Raw genomic sequence first — 16,791 nt, 5'->3', positions numbered from 1 at the left:
CACAAGGGTCTTGGACGGTGTAATGGAACCGACGCAGTGTTGGCGCAGGCCCCATCCGCGAGAAAGGCACCATAGCCATGGACACCACTTCCCTGCGTTCCCGGCACGTCGTCGTCCTCGGCGGCACCTCCGGCATCGGCCTCGCGACGGCCCGGGCCGCCGCAGCGGCCGGCGCGGTCGTCACCGTCGCCTCCAGCAACCCGGCCAGCATCGAGCGGTCGCTCGCCGAGCTACCGGAGGGCGCGCACGGCCACGCCGTCGACCTGACCGACGCCGAGGCTGTGGGCCGGCTGTTCACCCGACTGGCGGCGGACGTCGGCCCGGTCGACCACCTCGCCTACACCGCCGGCGAGCCGCTGGCTCTGATGTCCCTGGACGAACTGGAGGTGGACCGGGCGCGGCAGTTCTTCGAGCTGCGCTACTTCGGGGCGCTCGGCGCGGTCCGGGCCGCTGCCCCGCACCTGCGCGACGGCGGCTCCGTCACGCTCACCAGCGGGACCGCCTCCGCCCGGCCCGGCCCGGGTTGGGCGGTGGCGGCCAGCATCTGCGGCGCGACGGAGGCATTGACCCGCGCCCTCGCCGTCGACCTCGCGCCGCGCCGCATCCGGGTGAACGCGGTCGCCCCGGGCGTCATCCGCAGCCCGCTCTGGGCGTCGATGTCCGAGGCGGACCGGGAGGAGTTGTACCGGCTGAGCGCGGCATCCGTGCCGCTGGGCCGGGTCGGGGAGGTCGACGATGTCGCCTCCGCGTACCTGTTCACGATGGTCAATCCGTACACCACCGGGACGGTGCTCACCGTCGACGGCGGGACGGTGCTCGCCTAGATCAGCGAGTCGCGCCACTGCCGGTGCAGGGCCGCGTACCGGCCGCCGGCCTCGGCCAGCTCGGCGGGTGGGCCGTCCTCAACGACCTTCCCGTCGGCGAGGACGAGCACCCGGTCGGCGGTCTCCACTGTGGAGAGCCGGTGCGCGATCACCAGGGCGGTGCGGTCGCGCAGGATGGTGCCGAGCGCCCGCTGCACCAGCCGTTCGGTCGGCACGTCGAGCGACGACGTCGCCTCGTCCAGGATCAGCACCGTCGGGTCGGCCAGGAACGCCCGCGCGAACGCGACAAGTTGGCGCTGCCCGGCGGAGAGCCGGCCGCCACGGCGGTGCACCTGGGTGGCGTACCCGTCGGGCAGGGCGGCGATGAAGTCGTGCGCGCCGATCGCCCGCGCGGCGGCCTGGACCGCTTCGTCGTCCGCGCTCGGGCGACCGAACCGGATGTTCTCCGCGACGGTCCCACTGAACAGGTGGTTCTCCTGCGTCACAAGCACCACGGCACGGCGCAGGTCGGCGTCGCTCACCTCGCGCAGGTCGACCCCGTCGAGCCGGACGGTGCCGGTGTCCGGGTCGTGGAACCGGGCGACCAGTTTGGCGATTGTCGACTTGCCCGCGCCGGTCGGGCCGATCAGCGCCACCGTCTGTCCGGCCGACACGGTCAGCTCCAGCCCGCCGAGGATCGGGGTGTCGGCCCGGTACCCGAAGGAGACCGCCCGGAAGGTCAACTCGCCGCGACCGGGCCCGGTCGGCAGCGGTGTGGGGCGGGCCGGCTCGGCGACGGCCGGCCGTTCGTCGAGCACCCCGGCCAGCTTCTCCAGCGCCGCCGTGGCCGACTGGAGGGAGTTGTAGAACTGGCTCAGCTCCTGCATCGGCTCGAAGAAGCGACGCAGGTAGAGCAGGAACGCGGCGAGCACACCGACCTCGGTCTGTCCGTCGAGCACCCGCCACCCGCCGTAGCAGAGCACCGCCGCCACCGTGACGTTGCCGATCAGCTTGATCGCCGGCGAGTACGTGGCGATCAGCCGGAACGCGTGCAGGCTGGTCCGTCGGTAGTCGTCGCCGAGCGCCACGAAGATCCGTTGGTTGCGCGGCTCCCGGCGGAACGCCTGCACCGCCCGGATGCCCCGCATCGACTCGACGAAGTGCACGATGACCAGCGCGACCGCGTCCCGGGTCCGCCGGTACGCGCTGGCCGACGACCGGGCGAACCAGCGGGAGAGGCAGAACAGGAACGGGAAGGCGAGCAGCGTCACGGCGGCCAGCGGCAGGTCCAGCCAGAGCAGGATGGCGGCCACCGACAGCATCGACAGCCCGGCCATCACCAGGTTGTCGATGCCACCGTCGACAAGTTCGGCGATCGAGTCCAGGTCACTGGTGAGGCGGGAGACCATCCGACCGGAGGTGTACCGCTCGTGGAAGCCCACGGACAGCCTCAGGAAGTGCCCGAACACCCGCTGCCGCAGGTCGAGCAGGACGGCCTGGCCGATCCGGGCGGAGAGGGTGAGGAACCCGCGCCGGGCCGCGTACTCGGTCAGCGAGGCGACCACGAACGCTCCGGCGACGGCGACCAGCGGGCCGGCGTCGCCGGCGCGCAGCGGCGCGATGGCCCGGTCGATGCCGATCATGACCAGGTACGGGCCGGCCATCGCCGCGGCGTTCTGGGTCAGCAGCAGGCCGACCGCGGCGGCGAGTCGTCCCCGGTGTGGTCGGAGCTGGTCGGCGAGCAGGGCCCGGCTGAGCCGGCGCAGCCGGGCCACCGCCTCGGGCGCGGTGTCCTCGGCCCGGCTCCGGTCCGCCTCCGGGTCCGTGGCGGTTCCGCGCCAGCGGGTCAGCTCCGGCTCCTCCTCGGGCGGTTCCTCGGCCTGCTTCGGCACTGTCACGAGCGCACCAGCCCCCACCCGTCGGAGGGGAACGGGCTCGGGCCGGCGGCTTCCGGCGCCGGCGGATGCCCGGGGGGTGGGTCGGCGGCCAGCAGCGCCCGGTACGCCGGAACGGTGGCCAGCAGGTCGGAGTGCCGCCCCACGGCGGTGATCCGACCGTCCTCGAGCAGGGCGACCCGGTCGGCCAGGGCGATCGTCGACGGCCGGTGCACCACAAGCAGCGCGGTGCTGTCGCGCAGGACCCGTCGCAGTGCCGCCTCGACAAGCGCCTCGGTGTGCACGTCGAGAGCGGACAGCGGGTCGTCGAGCACAAGCACCGCCGGTCGGCCGAGCACGGCCCGCGCCAACGCGAGTCGCTGCCGTTGCCCGCCGGAGAGGGAGAGCCCCTGCTCACCGACCCGGGTGGCCAATCCCCACGGCAGCTCGTACGCGAAGTTGGCCTGGGCCAGGGCGAGGGCCGCGCGGACGTCGTCGTCGTCGGCGTCCGGGTGCCCCAGGGTGAGGTTCTCCCGCACCGACATGGAGAAGAGCGTGGGCTCCTCGAACGCCACCCCGACCAGTCGGCGCAGCGAGGCCAGCCGCAGTTCGCGCAGGTCGTGCCCGTCCAGGGTGATCCGACCAGCGGTCACCTCGTGCAGCCGGGGCACCAGCGAGAGCAGCGTGCTCTTGCCGGAGCCGGTGGCGCCGACCAGGGCGAGCGTCTCACCCGGCTCGATGACCAGGTCGATCTCGCGCAGCACCGGCGCGGTGGCGCCCGGGTAGCTGAACGAGACCCGTTCGATGCGGAGCTGGCCGTGCACCGCGTCGCGGGGCAGCGCGAGCGCGCCGGGGGAGTCCACGATCTGGGGTGGGGTGTCCAGCACCTCCTGGAGCCGGTCGGCGGCGGTGGCGGCCTCCTGACCGTTGGCGATGATCCAACCCAGTGACTGCACCGGCCAGATGAGCATCAGTTGGAGGCTGACGAACGCGACAAGCCCGCCGATGGTGAGCGCGCCCTTCGCGGCGGCGGCCGCGCCGGCCACCAGCACCACGCCCAGTGTCACGTTGGGCACCAGGTCGAGTAACGCCGAGGTGTTGGCCAGCAGCCGGGCCTTGCCGACGCCCGTGTCGTGCAGCCGCTGGGCCCCGACGCCGAAGCGGGCGGCCAGTTCCGGCCCCCGGCCGTACGCCTTCATGGTGCGCAGGCCCTGTGCGGTCTCCTCGACCACTGTCGCCACGTCGCCCTGCTGGTCCTGCATCCGCCGGGACGCGGCATGGTAGTGCCGTCCGAACCGGCGACTGATCAGCAGCAGCGGCACCGAGCTGGCCGCGACCAGCGCACCGAGCATCGGATGCAGGTTGACGAGCAGCGCGACCACGACCACGTAGGTGGTCAGGTTGAGCACCAGGAAGAACACGCCGAAGGAGAGGAACCGGCGGATCACCGACAGGTCGCTGGTGATCCTGGAGAGCAGCTGACCGGACTGCCAACGGTCGTGGAAGCTGGTCGGCAACCGTTGCAGGTGGGCGTAGACGTCGGCGCGCAGCGCGGCCTCCATGCCCACCGCCGACGAGGACTGCACCCACCGGCGGATGAAGATGAGCACCGCCTCGACCACGCCGAGCAGCAGCGCCAGGCCGCCGAGGTGGAACAGCCCGGCCGGTTCGTGCCGGGCCACCGGCCCGTCCACCACCCGTTGCACGACAAGCGGTACGGCGATCCCGGCCGCCGTGCCCGCGAGGCCCGCGACGAGCAGCCAGGCGAACTCGGCGGCGTACGGGCGGAGGTAGGGGCGCAGCCGCCAGAGGTTGTGCAGTGGGTGCCGGGGCGCGGCAACCCGGGTGGCCGGGTTGCCGTCGCTTTCCACAGGCATACCAGACGGTAGCGTCAATGCCAGGCGACGCCGGTGTCAGCTTGCTGTCAAGCGTCGCTCATGACCGAGAAGCCACTTCTTCACGTCCAGCCCCCAGCGGTAGCCACCGAGCGTGCCATCGGTGCGCAGCACCCGGTGGCAGGGCACGAACAGCGCCGCCGCGTTCCGGGCGCAGGCAGCCGCGGCGGCCCGCACCGCCGGTGGTCGACCGGCCAGCGCGGCGTACCCGGTGTAGGTGACCGGGATGCCGGGCGGCACCTCGCGCAGCACCTGCCAGGCGTGCGCCATGAACTCGCCGCCGGTGCGCTGACGGACCGGCACCGCGTCGATGGCGTCGAGGTCACCGTCCAGGTAGGAGTGGACCGCCGCGGTGACCGGGCCGAGGTCGGCCCGTTGGCGCACCGGCGCCCGCAGGGTCGGGTGGATCAGGGGCAGCAGCGCCGCCGGGTCCGGGGTGAAGCCGGCCGCCCGTACGTCGCCGTCCGGGCCGGCGAGGATGCTCAACGGGCCGGCAGGGGTGCTGAGGACGGTGCTGTCGATGCTCATGCCGCTCTCCAGAGTCTCATCGTTGCGTAGGACCGCCAGGGACGCCAACGGTCGGCGTACCCGTCGAGGCTTGTCGGGTTGTCGGGGAGGCCGAGGGCGGCGGCGCCGCGCCGGACCGCGAGGTCGGTGCTGAGCAGGATGTCCGGGTCGCCGAAGGCGCGCATGGCCAGGTAGTTGGCGGTCCACGGGCCGATGCCGGGCAACGCGAGCAGCCCGCGAACGGCCTCCTCCCGATCGGTGCCCGCCGCGAGGTCCACCGATCCGTCGACCACCGCCCGGGCCAACCCCCGCAGGGTCTCCCGCCGCCCCACCGGCATCCCAAACCCCGAGTCCGGCAGCGCCAGCAGTTCCTCCGCCCCCAAAAACCCCCGCAGCACCTCCCCCCGCTCGTCCCGCCCGCCCCGTTGATCATGGGGTTGACCGGGAGTTCGATCTTCATTGACCTCGTCAACCTCATGATCAACGAGAGCGCGCGGGCGGTGGGGGGTGTGGGGGGTGTGGGCGGTTAGGAGGCGGGTCAGGGTTTTTTGGGCGGCTGCCACCGAGACCTGTTGGCCGATGACGGCGCGGACGGCCATCTCGAAGCCGTCGACCGCCCGGGGCACCCGGATGCCGGGTTCGGCGGCGACCGCGGGGGCGAGCGCCGGGTCGGCGGCGAGCGTCGCGTCGATGGCGGCCGGGTCCGCGTCCAGGTCGAGCAGCCGGCGGCACCGGGCCACCGCGGGCGCCAGGTCGCGCAGGTCGGTCAACCGCAGCGTCGCCGCCACATGCCCGGCCGCCGGGGTCAGCGCCACCTCGCCGGTGCCGTGAGGCAACCGCAGACCCCTGTGGTACGTCCCCTCGCGGACCTCGTCCACGCCCGGAAGCGCCCGCACCGCGAAGAAGTCGAGTAGCGCCTGGGCGTGCAGCGGCGGACGGTACGCCAGCCGGAGCGCGAGGGTCCCCGCACCGGCCGGCGTCCGCTGACCGCCGCGCGCCGTCCGCAGGTCGGACGGGGCGCTCGCGTACACCTCGCGGAGCGTGTCGTTGAACTGTCGGACACTGCCGAAGCCGGCCGCGAACGCGATCTCGGCCATCCCGAGGTCGGTGGTCTCGATCAGGATCCGGGCGGTCTGTGCCCGCTGGGCACGGGCCAGCGCGAGCGGCCCGGCACCCATCTCGGCGCTCAGCATCCGGTGCAGGTGCCGCTCGGTGTAACCCAGCCGCGAGGCCAACCCGGGTACGCCGTCCCGGTCGACAACGCCGTCGGCGATCAGCCGCATCGCCCGGCCGACCACGTCCGCGCGGACGTCCCACAGGGGTGAGCCCGGCGCGGCGTCCGGCCGGCAGCGGCGGCAGGCGCGCAGCCCGACACCCTGCGCGGCCGCGGCGGACGGAAAGAACCGGACGTTCTGCCGCTTGGGGGTGATCGCCGGGCAGGACGGCCGGCAGTAGATGCCGGTGGACGTCACGCCGGTGTAGAACCAGCCGTCGAACCGCTGGTCACGACTGTCCACGGCCCGGTAACACCGCTCGAAGTCCAACTCCATGTCACCGATGATGCCCCGCTGACCCGCCATCGGCTGGCGGGAATCGGACCTGGGTGTGCCGGTGAGCAGGGGCCCCGTCAACGAGGGCGGCGGCGTCGCCGATGCGGTTGACCGGACCCGGTGGGCTGGCCGGAACGGGTGGGCTGGGCGGCGCGGTGCGGTTGGCCCGATCGGGTGGGCTGGGCGGCGCGGTGGGGCTGACCGGTCAGCAGGGGCGACCTGAAGACGCCGTCCGGGTCGTACCGCTTCCACAGCCGCCGCACCCGGGCCCCGGTCTCGCCGGGGTAGATCCGGGCGAACGCGGCCGGGCCGGGTCGGCTCTCGAAGTTGACGTACGCGCCGCCGGCCCGTGCTCCGACGGCCCGCCAGGCGGCATCCAACGCCGCAGCGCCCTGCGGTGGGAAGACCGAGGCGATGACAAGCGTGTCCTGGTGGCGATGGGCGTACGCGGTCGCGTCGGGCGCCACGTCGTTGACCGCGCCCCCCAGCGAGCGGAGCTGGACCACGGCCCGCCCCGGCCCGGTCACCGCCCGCTGCACGGCCCGCGCGCCAGCGTCGTCCAGCCCGGTGAACAGACCGTTCGTGGTCGTGCCGCGCTGCTGCCCGACGTTGGGATTCAGGTGCGCGGTCGGCACCAGGTTCGGGTAGGGCAGCAGGTCGGTGCGGTGTTCGAGCACCTTCCCGATGGCGAGCAGCGGCTCCACCGCGGGCCGGGCGCGGCGCAGGCTCTCGGCGGCCACCACGGCGGTGATGGACATGAGGGCCGAGCGGCCCTCCGCGAACACCACTGCCGCCGCGGACAACTCCCGGGGGGCCTGCGCGAGGTAGGCCGTCCACTCCCGGATGGTGCGCCCGTCCGGATGCGCCTCGAGGACCAGCTGCGTCACGCCGACGTTGCGCTGCTCGACCGCCTCGATCTCGAAGGCCACCACGATCCCCGCACCAGCTCCGGCCCCCCGGACCAGCCAGAACAGGTCCGGCTCGTGCGCGGCGTCCGCACGGACCAGCGTCCCGTCGGCGAGCACCACCTCGACCGCGCGGACGCGGTCGAGGGTGAGGCCGTGGGCGCGGACCAGCCAGCCCACACCGCCGCCGGTGGCCAGGCCGCCGACGCCGACGCCGCCGTAGTCACCCGAGCTGATCACCAGGCCGTACGGTGCCAACGCCTTCGCGACGTTCGCCCAGCGGGCGCCGGCCTCGACCCGGACCAGCCCGGCCCGCTCGTCGAGCACCTGCACCCGGTTGAGCATGGACAGGTCGATGACCACCCCACCGTTGTTGGAGGAGGCCCCGGAGAAGCCGTGCCCGCCGCTGCGGACGGCGATCGGCAGCCGCTGCTCCCGCGCGTAGCGCAGCGCGTCGATCACCTGCGCTGTGGTCTTCGGCAGCAGGACGGCGGCCGGCGACGCCGTGGTGGTGTACGTCGAGCGCAGCTGCGCGTACCGGCGGTCGCCGGGTGTGACGATCTGCCCGGCGAGTGAGGTGGGCACCCGGGGCATTGTGGTGCTCATCGTCGCCCCCGCGGCTCGCCCGTCGGGTGTCCGGGATCGGTCATGGCCCCAAGGATGGGCGGGCTTACCGGCCTCGGCAAACCCGGTGGGCCGGCGCCCGCTGTTCGCGGGGGCGCGTGGCGCTCGCCGGTGCGGGGAAGCGCCGCGGGGGTGACAGGTATCTCCGGTCGAGCCCGGCCCATCGCCCCGGCGCTGCCGCCAAAGTCGGCCGGTCAGGCCGGGGCGAGGACGCCGCCGACCTGACCGGTCCGCTCAGTGCTCATCGACTGCTGGGCACGCCGGGCGGGTTCAGCGGGACGGTTCTCCGGGCGCGCCGGGAACCCCTGGCTCACCGGGCACGGGCACCCCTGGGTCACCGGGCACCCCTGGCTCACCGGGAACCGGCGCACCGGGTACCCCTGGCGCACCGGGAACCCCCGACGCAGCGGGCGCACCGGGCGCACCGGAGGCACCAGCGGTATCACCGGGCGCACCGGGTTTGCCGGGTACGCCGGGCACGTCCGGCCGCGCGAACGGGTCCTGTTTCGCGCCGCCAGGGTTTGGTAGGGCCGTCGGCGACCCGGTCGGCGCGGGTGGGTCGGGCACGGCCGCCGGGGCCGCCGGGCTGGGGGCGGCCGGTGGAGCCTCGTCCGAGCGGGTCGAGGCGAGAGCGATCGGGGTGGCGATCAGGATCGCCGCGAGGGTGCCGACCGCCCCCATCGTCACCGTGGCGCGGCGGCGGGTGCGCACCCGCCGTTCCGCTCGGTTCAACTGGTCATGCACGATCGGTGCCTCCTCGGCGAGGTCGGTGAGGGTGGAGCGGATGAGGTGCTCGAAGGAGTCGGTCATCGCCGTACCTCCAGCATTTCGACCTCGGGCAGCAGCTCGCGCAGGCGCGTGACCGCCCGGTGGGTACGGCTGCGTACCGTGCCCACGGAACAGCCGAGCAGCTCGGCCACCCGGGCTTCGGGCAGATCCTCGTAGTAGCGCAGGACCACCACCGTCCGCTGTGCCGGCGGCAGGTGGCGAAGGGCGGCGCGCATCGCCAACCGGACATCCGAGCCGCCGCTCGGATCGACGCCGACCGGTTCGTCGGCCGGGTTGAGCGGCGTCTCCCGCCATCGGCGCAGTCGTCGCCACCAGCTGATCTGCTCGCGGTACATCACCACGCGGAGGTACCCCTCGGGATCGGCGTGCCGGATGGATCCCCACTTCGGGATGGTCCGTGCCAGTGCCGACTGGAACAGGTCCTCGGCGGCGTTGCGGTCCCCGGTCAGCAGGTACGCGACCCGCATCAGGGCCGGCGTCCGGCTGGTGACGAACTCGGCCAGCCGAGTCCGCTCGTCCTCGTCCACCCACCACCCCCGTTTCGTTGTCACCCATACAGACGCCCCAGGTCATCGTCGCTATCCGCGATCCGACGGGTTTTTCCGCCCCGGAAGTGTCGGTCGTGACGGGTACCGTCCGGCCACCAACTCAAGAAGGGGTGCGGCGAATGGTGAGCGTGGCGGGTTGGGCGGCGGCGTCGACACCGGGCACATTTCCGCCGCTGCCCCGCGCGGTGGCGCAGTCCTTCTACCGCCGGATGCGGGCCGTCGCCCCCGCCGCCCGCGGCGCCATCGACCGGGACCGGGCGACCGACCCCGAGCAGATCTTCGCCGACACCGCCTGCGGCCGGTTGGCGGGCTCACTGGACGACGCGGGCCTGCGGGCGCTCGGCATGTGGACGCACCACTGGTGCATGCGCTTCTACGACGACGACACCAGGGTCGGCCGCCGGTTGGTGCGCGAGATCGCCGCCCGGCCGGGGCTGGGCTGGACGGCCGACGAGGTGCGCTGGATGCTGCGCGAGTCGATCTCGGCCGGCTCGGCCGCCGCCGACCGGTTCACCCTGCCCCGCGCCGCCGCGGCCCAACTGCCCCCGGCCGATCGGCCGTTCGACGAGCTGCCGCCCGGCGACCGGCCGCTCGACGATGTGCCCCCGGGCTTCCGGCCCGGGGCTCAGGTGCCCCGCCAGCGCCACGGCGACTGAGTGCGTACCGGAGTTGACGGTGTGCGCCGGCCGGCTGCGGCAGGATGGACGCCGCACCCCGACGGAAGGACGCCCGATGGCCGCCAGCGCACCGACCATCCTCGCCACCAGCATGGGCTTCTCGCGGGGTGACCGGGGGCCCGCCGACCTGCGTCCCGGCCCGGTCTTCGAGTTGGCGGCCGAGTTGGCCGAGGCCGGTTCACAGCCGCGGGTCTGCTACCTCGGTCAGGCCGTCGGGGACCAGCCCACCACACTGACCGCCGTCTACGGCGCGTTCGCCGACACCCGGTTCCGGCTGTCGCACCTCGCGTTGTTTCCGATGCCGAACGTCGAGGACGTCCGCGCCCACCTGCTCGCGCAGGACGTGGTCTGGGTCGGCGGCGGGAGCGTGGCCAACCTGGTCGCGCTCTGGCGGGTGCACGGGCTCGACGAGATCCTGCGCGAGTGCTGGCAGGCCGGCGTGGTGCTGGCCGGGGTCTCGGCGGGCTCGATCTGCTGGCATGTCGGCGGTGCCACCGACAGCTTCGGTCCCCGGCTGCGCGGCTTCACCGACGGCCTGGCCTGGCTGCCGTACGGCAACGGGGTGCACTACGACAGCGAGGGGCAGCGGCGTCCGCTCATGCACGAGCTGGTCGGCAACGGGACGCTGCCGACCAGCCACTGCACCGACGACGGGGTCGGCCTTGTCTACCGGGGCACCCGGCTCGTCGAAGCGATAGCGGACCGCGAGGGCGTCTCGGCGTACGAGGTCAGCCGGGGCGCGGACGGCAGCGTCCGGGAGGCGGTGATCGCCCCGCGCCTGCTCGGCTGAGCGTCGGCGCGGGTCACGCCTGCTCGCCGGACTGGCGGCGACGGAGCACCGCGTCGAAGACCTGCGCCAGTTCGGCGGCGTCCTCCCCGGCGTGGTGCGTGTGCGGCACGTCGTGCAGGCCCAGCTCGTGCTTGATCGTGCCCTTGCGGGTCTGGACCCACTCGCTGCCGGTCACCCCCATCCAGTAGCTGCGCAGATCGACACCCGAGCCGGTGGCGCCGAACGGGCTGTGGCCGACGAAGCGGACGAAGTACCAGTGCACGAACATGCCGTCCCAGACGGCGGGGGCGGCGAGGAAGACCGGGCGGCCGATCCGGCGCAGCCCGTTGACCCAGGCCGCCGCTGCGGACATCGCCTCCTGCGCGGTGGGCGCCTCCCGCAGCAGGCGGTCCCGGTCCAGGCCGGAGACGGCAAGCGCCGCCGGCACGAAGTCGTCGGAGATGGGGCGCAGTTCGGTGTAGAAGGACAGGTCCGGGTGGCCGGTCACGGCCATTCCCAGCGAGATCATGCTGTACGGCCCGGGGATCGGCCCGTCCGCCTCCACATCGACGGCGATGTACAGCTCGGGCAACGTCGAGGTCATGCCACCTCCTACAGCGAGACGTCGAACCCGGCACGGTAGCAACGCCCGCGGATCCCGTCGCGGCAGAATCCGCTCGACCCGTGCCCGGAGGCGCACCGGGAACGCCCCCGAAACCCACGTTCGTCCGGGCGTCGCTCGCACGGTCCCGCCTCGGACTCAGGAGCGCGGCAGTATGCCCACGAGCGACGTGCTGATCGTGAGCCGCAGTGCTGTCCGCAGGTCGACATGGTGGACCGCGAGCGCCGGCTCGGACTCGTAGACGGCGAGCAGGCTGGGCGGCGGCGAGGCGTAGGCCGACAGCGCGCCGGCCATGATCAGGACGCTCAGGCAGAACATCTCGGCGCGGTCGCCGACCTCGGGCAGGTGCCGCCGGACCAGGCCGGCCATCACCGCGAGGTTGCCGAGCGAGGCGCGCTTGTGCCGGCGGACCACCTCGACTGAGACGTTGTGCTCGAGCACTCCGCCCTGCGCGCCGAAGAGATCACAGAGCACCGTCTGGGCGGCGAGCGACCGGCTGAGCACGTCGGCTGTCTGCTCCCCGCGCTCCACGGCGGACCGGTCGGGGCTGACGCCGTGGGCCAACTCCTGCTCCAGCTCGGCCAGCCAGGTCGTCGTCCGGTGGTCCATCAGGTCGAGCAGCACCGCCTCGCGGGACTCGAAATAGCGCAGCACCGCCGTCTTGGCCAGGCCGACCCGCCGGCTCAGCTCGTTCAGGGTCACCTCGGCGACCGGCATCTCGTCGAGCATCGCCGCGGTCGTCTCCAAAATCGCCCGACGCCGGACCGCACGCTGCTCCTCACTGCGCGCCCGCTGGAACGTCATGACGCCAACCCTAGCTTGGGTACCGGCGGTCCCTTGACAGCGTACCGGCGGTACATTAGCGTTTCAGGCATAACTTACCGGCGGTACATTAGGGAGTCGAGATGAAGTGGACCGAGCAGCAGATGCCGCGCCAGGACGGCCGGGTGGCCGTGATCACCGGCGCCAACACCGGACTGGGCTTCGAGACCGCCCGGCGGCTCGCCGAACGCGGGGCGTCGGTCGTGCTGGCCGTACGCGACACCGAGAAGGGCAACCTGGCCGCCGCCCGCATGAACGGCGACGTCTCCGTACAGGAACTGGATCTGACCTCGCTGGAGTCGGTGCGCGCCGCCGCGGTGGCCCTGCGCGCCGCCCACCCGCGGATCGACCTGCTCATCAACAACGCGGGCGTGATGTACACCCCGAAGCAGACCACCCGCGACGGCTTCGAGATGCAGTTCGGCACCAACCACCTGGGCCACTTCGCGCTCACCGGACTGCTGCTCGACCTGCTGCTGCCCGTTCCCGGATCCCGGGTGGTGACGGTCAGCAGCACCGGCCACCGCATCCGCGCCGCCATCCACTTCGACGACCTCCAGTGGGAGCGTTCCTACGGCCGGGTCGCCGCCTACGGGCAGTCGAAGCTCGCCAACCTGATGTTCACCTACGAGTTGCAGCGCCGGCTCGCCACGCACGGCACCACCGCCGCGGTGGCCGCACACCCCGGCATCTCCAACACCGAACTGGTCCGCAACACCCCGGCGGCCATCCGCGGACCGGTCACCTGGCTCGCCCCGGTGATCACCCAACCCGCGTGGGCGGGCGCGCTGCCCACCCTGCGGGCTGCCACCGACCCGTCAGTTCTCGGCGGGCAGTACTACGGCCCCGATGGCCTTGGTGAGGTGCGCGGCCACCCCAGGCTTGTCACGTCCAGCCCCGAGTCCTACGACGTGACGGTGCAGCAACGCCTGTGGGCCGTCTCGGAGGACCTCACCGGCGTGCGGTATCCGGTGGGGCCGGCAGCCGCCGCAGCGTGACGCCGGGCGGTGCCCGGTGCGCCGGCCACGGGCGGCGGTCGCGCCCTCGGCCCGGCGATGCGGAGCCGCGTGGGCCGGCCCGGTCGGCACCCGCGTAAGCTGGCTGGTCGTGAGTCTCTCCATCGGCATCGTCGGCCTGCCCAACGTCGGCAAGAGCACGCTTTTCAACGCGTTGACCAAGAACGACGTGCTGGCGGCGAACTACCCGTTCGCCACCATCGAGCCCAACGTCGGCGTGGTCGGGCTCCCCGACGAGCGGCTGGGCAAGCTGGCCGAGATCTTCTCGTCGCAGAAGGTGCTGCCGGCTCCGGTGTCGTTCGTCGACATCGCCGGCCTGGTCCGCGGCGCGTCGAAGGGGCAGGGCCGGGGCAACGCCTTCCTGGCCAACATCCGGGACGCGTCGGCGATCTGCCAGGTGGTCCGGGCCTTCTCCGACCCGAACGTGGTGCACGTCGACGGCAAGATCTCCCCGGCCGACGACATCGAGACGATCAACACTGAGCTGATCCTCGCCGACCTGCAGACCCTGGACAAGGCGCTGCCCCGGTTGGAGAAGGAAGCCAAGCTCCGCAAGGACCGGGCCGCCGCGGTCGCTGCCGCGAAGGCCGCCATCGAGGTGCTCGACGGCGGCACCACCCTCTACTCCGGGGCGGCCGCCGCCAAGATCGAGCTGGAGCACCTGCGCGAGCTGCACCTGCTCACCACCAAGCCCTTCCTGTACGTCTTCAACGTCGACGAGGCTGAGCTGGCCAATGAGGCGTTCCTCGACGAGCTGCGCGCCCTTGTCGCTCCCGCCGAGGCCGTCTTCATGGATGCCAAGATCGAATCCGAGTTGGTGGACCTCCCGGAGGACGAGGCCCGCGAGCTGCTGGAGTCGATCGGGCAGAACGAGCCCGGCCTCAACCAGCTCGTCCGGGTCGGCTTCCGCACCCTCGGCCTCCAGACGTACCTCACGGCCGGCCCCAAGGAAGCACGCGCCTGGACCGTCCCGGTCGGCGCCACCGCGCCGGAGGCCGCGGGTGTCATCCACAGCGACTTCCAGCGCGGTTTCATCAAGGCCGAGGTGGTCTCCTACCACGACCTGGTCGAGCACGGTTCGATGGCGGCGGCCAAGGCGGCGGGCAAGGTCCGCATCGAGGGCAAGGAGTACGTCATGCAGGACGGCGACGTTGTGGAGTTCCGCTTCAACGTCTGAATCCGGCCTGTTCTCGTAGGCCAGGTGGTCGAGTCGTCGTCCGGGGCGCGTCGGGGGCACAACCCCACGCGTCATCGGCGGCGCGGCGGGTGCGTTCTTCCGCCGGACATTCGTGGACTCAGGTGGACCGTGCGGACAGCTCAGCCCTGCTGCTGGCGGCTGGTGATTCGTTCGCACCGAAGAGGTCTCGGCAGCTCAGTGCTGTTGACGAGGCACACGGCCACAGCAAAGATCAGCGCATGACCGCCGACGACTCCACCTCGCCTGCTGGGCGCGAGCCGCAGCCCCCTCGGGAGATGCCGCTGCGCACGATGTGGCTCTTTGGCGCAGTCGGTGCGGTCGGCGCTGTCGCCGCCCTGGTAATCGCCCCGACGAACCCCGTCGGCTGGATCCTGCTCGCATCGCTTGTTGGGCTTGCTTGGCTGACACGTTTCGAACTGCGACGGCGCGACGTAGCGCAGCAGTCGGACGCGCGACCGTAGCCCTGGCGGTGGTGGGGATGTCTGCTTGCGGTGGGCGTGAAAGCATCGCTCGATGCTGCGCTATGACGAGGCGGACCTCATCGCCTACGTTGCTGAGCACTGCTCCGCGGTGACCCTCGCGTTGCACGACACCACGGATCAGGCCGCTGGCGTCGCAGCGCTGCAGCGTGCGGTTCGGGCGGTTGGCCGGATACCGCATCCGGACGACCCCGAGGCCCCGCTGCCGAGTTGGTGCACGGTACATATGGAGCACACCGTTCCGGTGTTTCGTCTGGACCTCAAGGACGAAAGTCAGTACGCCGAGCACGTCGTCCGGATCGTCCTTGATGAGCTCGACGCGGCCGACATCGACGGTCGACTTGAGCCCAGGAGGCCACCACAGCCGCCCTACGACTATGACGCCCAGGCCGACATCTTCTACGGCACCACGACGGGCCTGACCGAACTGGACGGGGGACTGCCCCCACGCTTTCCCGCCAGCTTCCCAATTCCGCAGGAAGCCACGCTCGTACTCGCTCAGCAGGCCCGCGACGGCACCTGGGAACACGCCGCGTGGCGGCGTCCAGGCCGGCCGTTCATCGAATACCCACAGCAGCTGCGGACCTTTGGGTGTGAGCTCGGCAGCGTCGCCGCGGCCGAGGTCGCCGACTACGTCGACACGACATGCATGGTCAGGTACTCGTTGAGACGGGGACGGGACTGCGGCAGCGTCTCGCTCTATCACGAGATGCGCAAACCGGGTCAGCAGCCATCGAACTGGTTCGTCAGCGTCGTCTGGCAAACCGCTACCGACATGCCGTCCCCGTTACCCGAGAAGACCTCGCCACCGACGTCTGCGGCCGATCGCGGCCTGGACCCGGCGAGGGTACGCGAGCTGGTACCGGCCTTCGCTGGACTCGAACACATCGTCAGCTGCGAGACGCTGCTTGCGATCAATGCGGCGTCGCTCGCCGTGAACGCGGTGGCCAGTGCCCTGCCACCGCAATGCCACCATGAACGGAACTTCCCGCTCTGGCAGCATGGCCAGCTCGCACCGCTGCTGCGTGGGCTAAGCCCCGATCAGATGGCGGTAGTCCGCCACGCCTGCCTGACGACGATCTCCAACTGGACATACCATCGGATAGCGCGCCTGCCACGCCTTTCCCTGGCCCGCGACGACGTCGGCTATCTCTACGCACCCGACGTCCGACACGCGGCCGCCGCGACGCTGCAACCCGAGCAGATCCGCGAAACCGAAACGCTCTTCGCGCTACAGACCGCCGCGATCATGCTGGACCCGTTGCTCCAAAGCCTACGCACCACCATCGCCGACCCGATGACCCAAATCCTCGGCCAGCTCGTTACACACGACGACGGCAGGCCGCTGGAAGAACTGGTCCTGGGCCCCGACGCAGACCTCTCCGAGCTCGTCGCAGAAGCCGAGCGGGCTGGCATCGTGCAAGGCTCGGCGAGCACCGTGTCCGCAGCCCCGATTCTCGTGCGCCTCACCCAGGCCGGCACCCACCAGGTCAACACAGCGATGCGCCAACGAGCCGGCCAACTCTCCAGAACCCTTGAGGGCATCACCCCCGAACAGCTGACCGATGCACGCGATGCCTGCTGGCACATAGCCTCAAACCGGCCCACTTCGCCCGCAGCTCCCGTCGGAGGGCCACTGTAGACCCTGCACGGATAGATGCCCGTAGCTTGCGTAGATCCCCCAGGCCTGACCCAGCTAAGTGACCGGCCGGG

16 protein-coding genes are annotated in these 16,791 nt (G+C 72.1%); 7 read left to right on the top strand and 9 right to left on the bottom strand.

All coding sequences use genetic code 11. From position 1 onward, the window contains the following. Nucleotides 1-77: 77 nt before the first annotated feature. Nucleotides 78-824, top strand: a complete 747-nt coding sequence (locus ACQPWW_RS30105; protein ID WP_433127201.1) for an SDR family oxidoreductase — start codon at nucleotides 78-80, stop codon at nucleotides 822-824. Here ACQPWW_RS30105 and ACQPWW_RS30100 read toward each other — a convergent pair. The 7 genes from ACQPWW_RS30100 to ACQPWW_RS30070 all read right to left on the bottom strand — a co-directional run bounded on the left by ACQPWW_RS30100 (nucleotide 821) and on the right by ACQPWW_RS30070 (nucleotide 9,474). Continuing rightward, nucleotides 821-2,701, bottom strand: coding sequence for an ABC transporter ATP-binding protein (locus ACQPWW_RS30100; protein ID WP_433127200.1), 1,881 nt, complete (start codon nucleotides 2,699-2,701; stop codon nucleotides 821-823). The genes ACQPWW_RS30105 and ACQPWW_RS30100 overlap by 4 nt on opposite strands. Next, the gene (locus tag ACQPWW_RS30095) at nucleotides 2,698-4,554 is read right to left on the bottom strand and encodes an ABC transporter ATP-binding protein (protein ID WP_433127199.1); all 1,857 of its coding nucleotides are present in this window, start codon (nucleotides 4,552-4,554) and stop codon (nucleotides 2,698-2,700) included. Before ACQPWW_RS30095 ends, ACQPWW_RS30100 begins: the two co-directional genes overlap by 4 nt. Nucleotides 4,555-4,590: 36 nt before the next feature. Continuing rightward, entirely contained in the window at nucleotides 4,591-5,100 is a 510-nt protein-coding gene (locus tag ACQPWW_RS30090; RefSeq protein WP_433127198.1) for a methylated-DNA--[protein]-cysteine S-methyltransferase, read from the bottom strand. Then, nucleotides 5,097-6,629: a DNA-3-methyladenine glycosylase 2 family protein gene (locus tag ACQPWW_RS30085; RefSeq protein WP_433127196.1), complete on the bottom strand. Its 1,533-nt coding sequence runs from the start codon at nucleotides 6,627-6,629 to the stop codon at nucleotides 5,097-5,099. The genes ACQPWW_RS30090 and ACQPWW_RS30085 overlap by 4 nt, the downstream gene beginning before the upstream one ends. A 77-nt stretch (nucleotides 6,630-6,706) precedes the next feature. Further along, nucleotides 6,707-8,140: an FAD-binding oxidoreductase gene (locus ACQPWW_RS30080; RefSeq protein WP_433127195.1), complete on the bottom strand. Its 1,434-nt coding sequence runs from the start codon at nucleotides 8,138-8,140 to the stop codon at nucleotides 6,707-6,709. A 288-nt stretch (nucleotides 8,141-8,428) separates the two neighbouring features. Beyond that, complete coding sequence (locus tag ACQPWW_RS30075; protein WP_433127193.1) at nucleotides 8,429-8,968, bottom strand: hypothetical protein; 540 nt, start codon at nucleotides 8,966-8,968, stop codon at nucleotides 8,429-8,431. Then, on the bottom strand, nucleotides 8,965-9,474 hold the full coding sequence (locus tag ACQPWW_RS30070) for a SigE family RNA polymerase sigma factor (RefSeq protein ID WP_433127192.1): 510 nt from the start codon (nucleotides 9,472-9,474) through the stop codon (nucleotides 8,965-8,967). The genes ACQPWW_RS30075 and ACQPWW_RS30070 overlap by 4 nt, the downstream gene beginning before the upstream one ends. A gap of 140 nt (nucleotides 9,475-9,614) precedes the next feature. Here ACQPWW_RS30070 and ACQPWW_RS30065 point away from each other — a divergent pair, with 140 nt between their 5' ends. Both ACQPWW_RS30065 and ACQPWW_RS30060 read left to right on the top strand, forming a co-directional pair. Continuing rightward, on the top strand, nucleotides 9,615-10,151 hold the full coding sequence (locus ACQPWW_RS30065) for a hypothetical protein (RefSeq protein ID WP_433127191.1): 537 nt from the start codon (nucleotides 9,615-9,617) through the stop codon (nucleotides 10,149-10,151). 76 nt (nucleotides 10,152-10,227) lie between these two features. Then, nucleotides 10,228-10,962, top strand: a complete 735-nt coding sequence (locus ACQPWW_RS30060; protein WP_433127189.1) for a Type 1 glutamine amidotransferase-like domain-containing protein — start codon at nucleotides 10,228-10,230, stop codon at nucleotides 10,960-10,962. A 13-nt stretch (nucleotides 10,963-10,975) separates the two neighbouring features. On the opposite strand, the gene ACQPWW_RS30055 is transcribed toward ACQPWW_RS30060, so the two are convergent. Both ACQPWW_RS30055 and ACQPWW_RS30050 read right to left on the bottom strand, forming a co-directional pair. Beyond that, nucleotides 10,976-11,545 carry an exonuclease gene (locus ACQPWW_RS30055; protein ID WP_433127188.1) on the bottom strand — a complete coding sequence of 190 codons (570 nt, stop codon included), beginning with the start codon at nucleotides 11,543-11,545 and terminating at the stop codon, nucleotides 10,976-10,978. Between the two features lie 156 nt (nucleotides 11,546-11,701). Next, nucleotides 11,702-12,367, bottom strand: coding sequence for a TetR/AcrR family transcriptional regulator (locus ACQPWW_RS30050; RefSeq protein ID WP_433127186.1), 666 nt, complete (start codon nucleotides 12,365-12,367; stop codon nucleotides 11,702-11,704). A gap of 101 nt (nucleotides 12,368-12,468) precedes the next feature. Here ACQPWW_RS30050 and ACQPWW_RS30045 point away from each other — a divergent pair, with 101 nt between their 5' ends. The 4 genes from ACQPWW_RS30045 to ACQPWW_RS30030 all read left to right on the top strand — a co-directional run bounded on the left by ACQPWW_RS30045 (nucleotide 12,469) and on the right by ACQPWW_RS30030 (nucleotide 16,720). Further along, nucleotides 12,469-13,383 carry an SDR family NAD(P)-dependent oxidoreductase gene (locus ACQPWW_RS30045; RefSeq protein ID WP_433127184.1) on the top strand — a complete coding sequence of 305 codons (915 nt, stop codon included), beginning with the start codon at nucleotides 12,469-12,471 and terminating at the stop codon, nucleotides 13,381-13,383. Nucleotides 13,384-13,492: 109 nt separating this feature from the next. Next, the gene (ychF, locus tag ACQPWW_RS30040) at nucleotides 13,493-14,578 is read left to right on the top strand and encodes a redox-regulated ATPase YchF (RefSeq protein WP_433127183.1); all 1,086 of its coding nucleotides are present in this window, start codon (nucleotides 13,493-13,495) and stop codon (nucleotides 14,576-14,578) included. Between the two features lie 239 nt (nucleotides 14,579-14,817). Next, complete coding sequence (locus ACQPWW_RS30035) at nucleotides 14,818-15,060, top strand: hypothetical protein (protein WP_433127181.1); 243 nt, start codon at nucleotides 14,818-14,820, stop codon at nucleotides 15,058-15,060. A 52-nt stretch (nucleotides 15,061-15,112) separates the two neighbouring features. After that, nucleotides 15,113-16,720: a hypothetical protein gene (locus ACQPWW_RS30030; protein ID WP_433127179.1), complete on the top strand. Its 1,608-nt coding sequence runs from the start codon at nucleotides 15,113-15,115 to the stop codon at nucleotides 16,718-16,720. Nucleotides 16,721-16,791 lie beyond the last annotated feature (71 nt).

Origin of the sequence: Micromonospora sp. CA-240977, assembly GCF_050942285.1 — a bacterium.
Classification (GTDB): Bacteria; Actinomycetota; Actinomycetes; order Mycobacteriales; family Micromonosporaceae; genus Micromonospora.
Note: the sequence above shows the minus strand (reverse complement) of the source record. Positions and strands in the feature narration are given on the sequence as shown.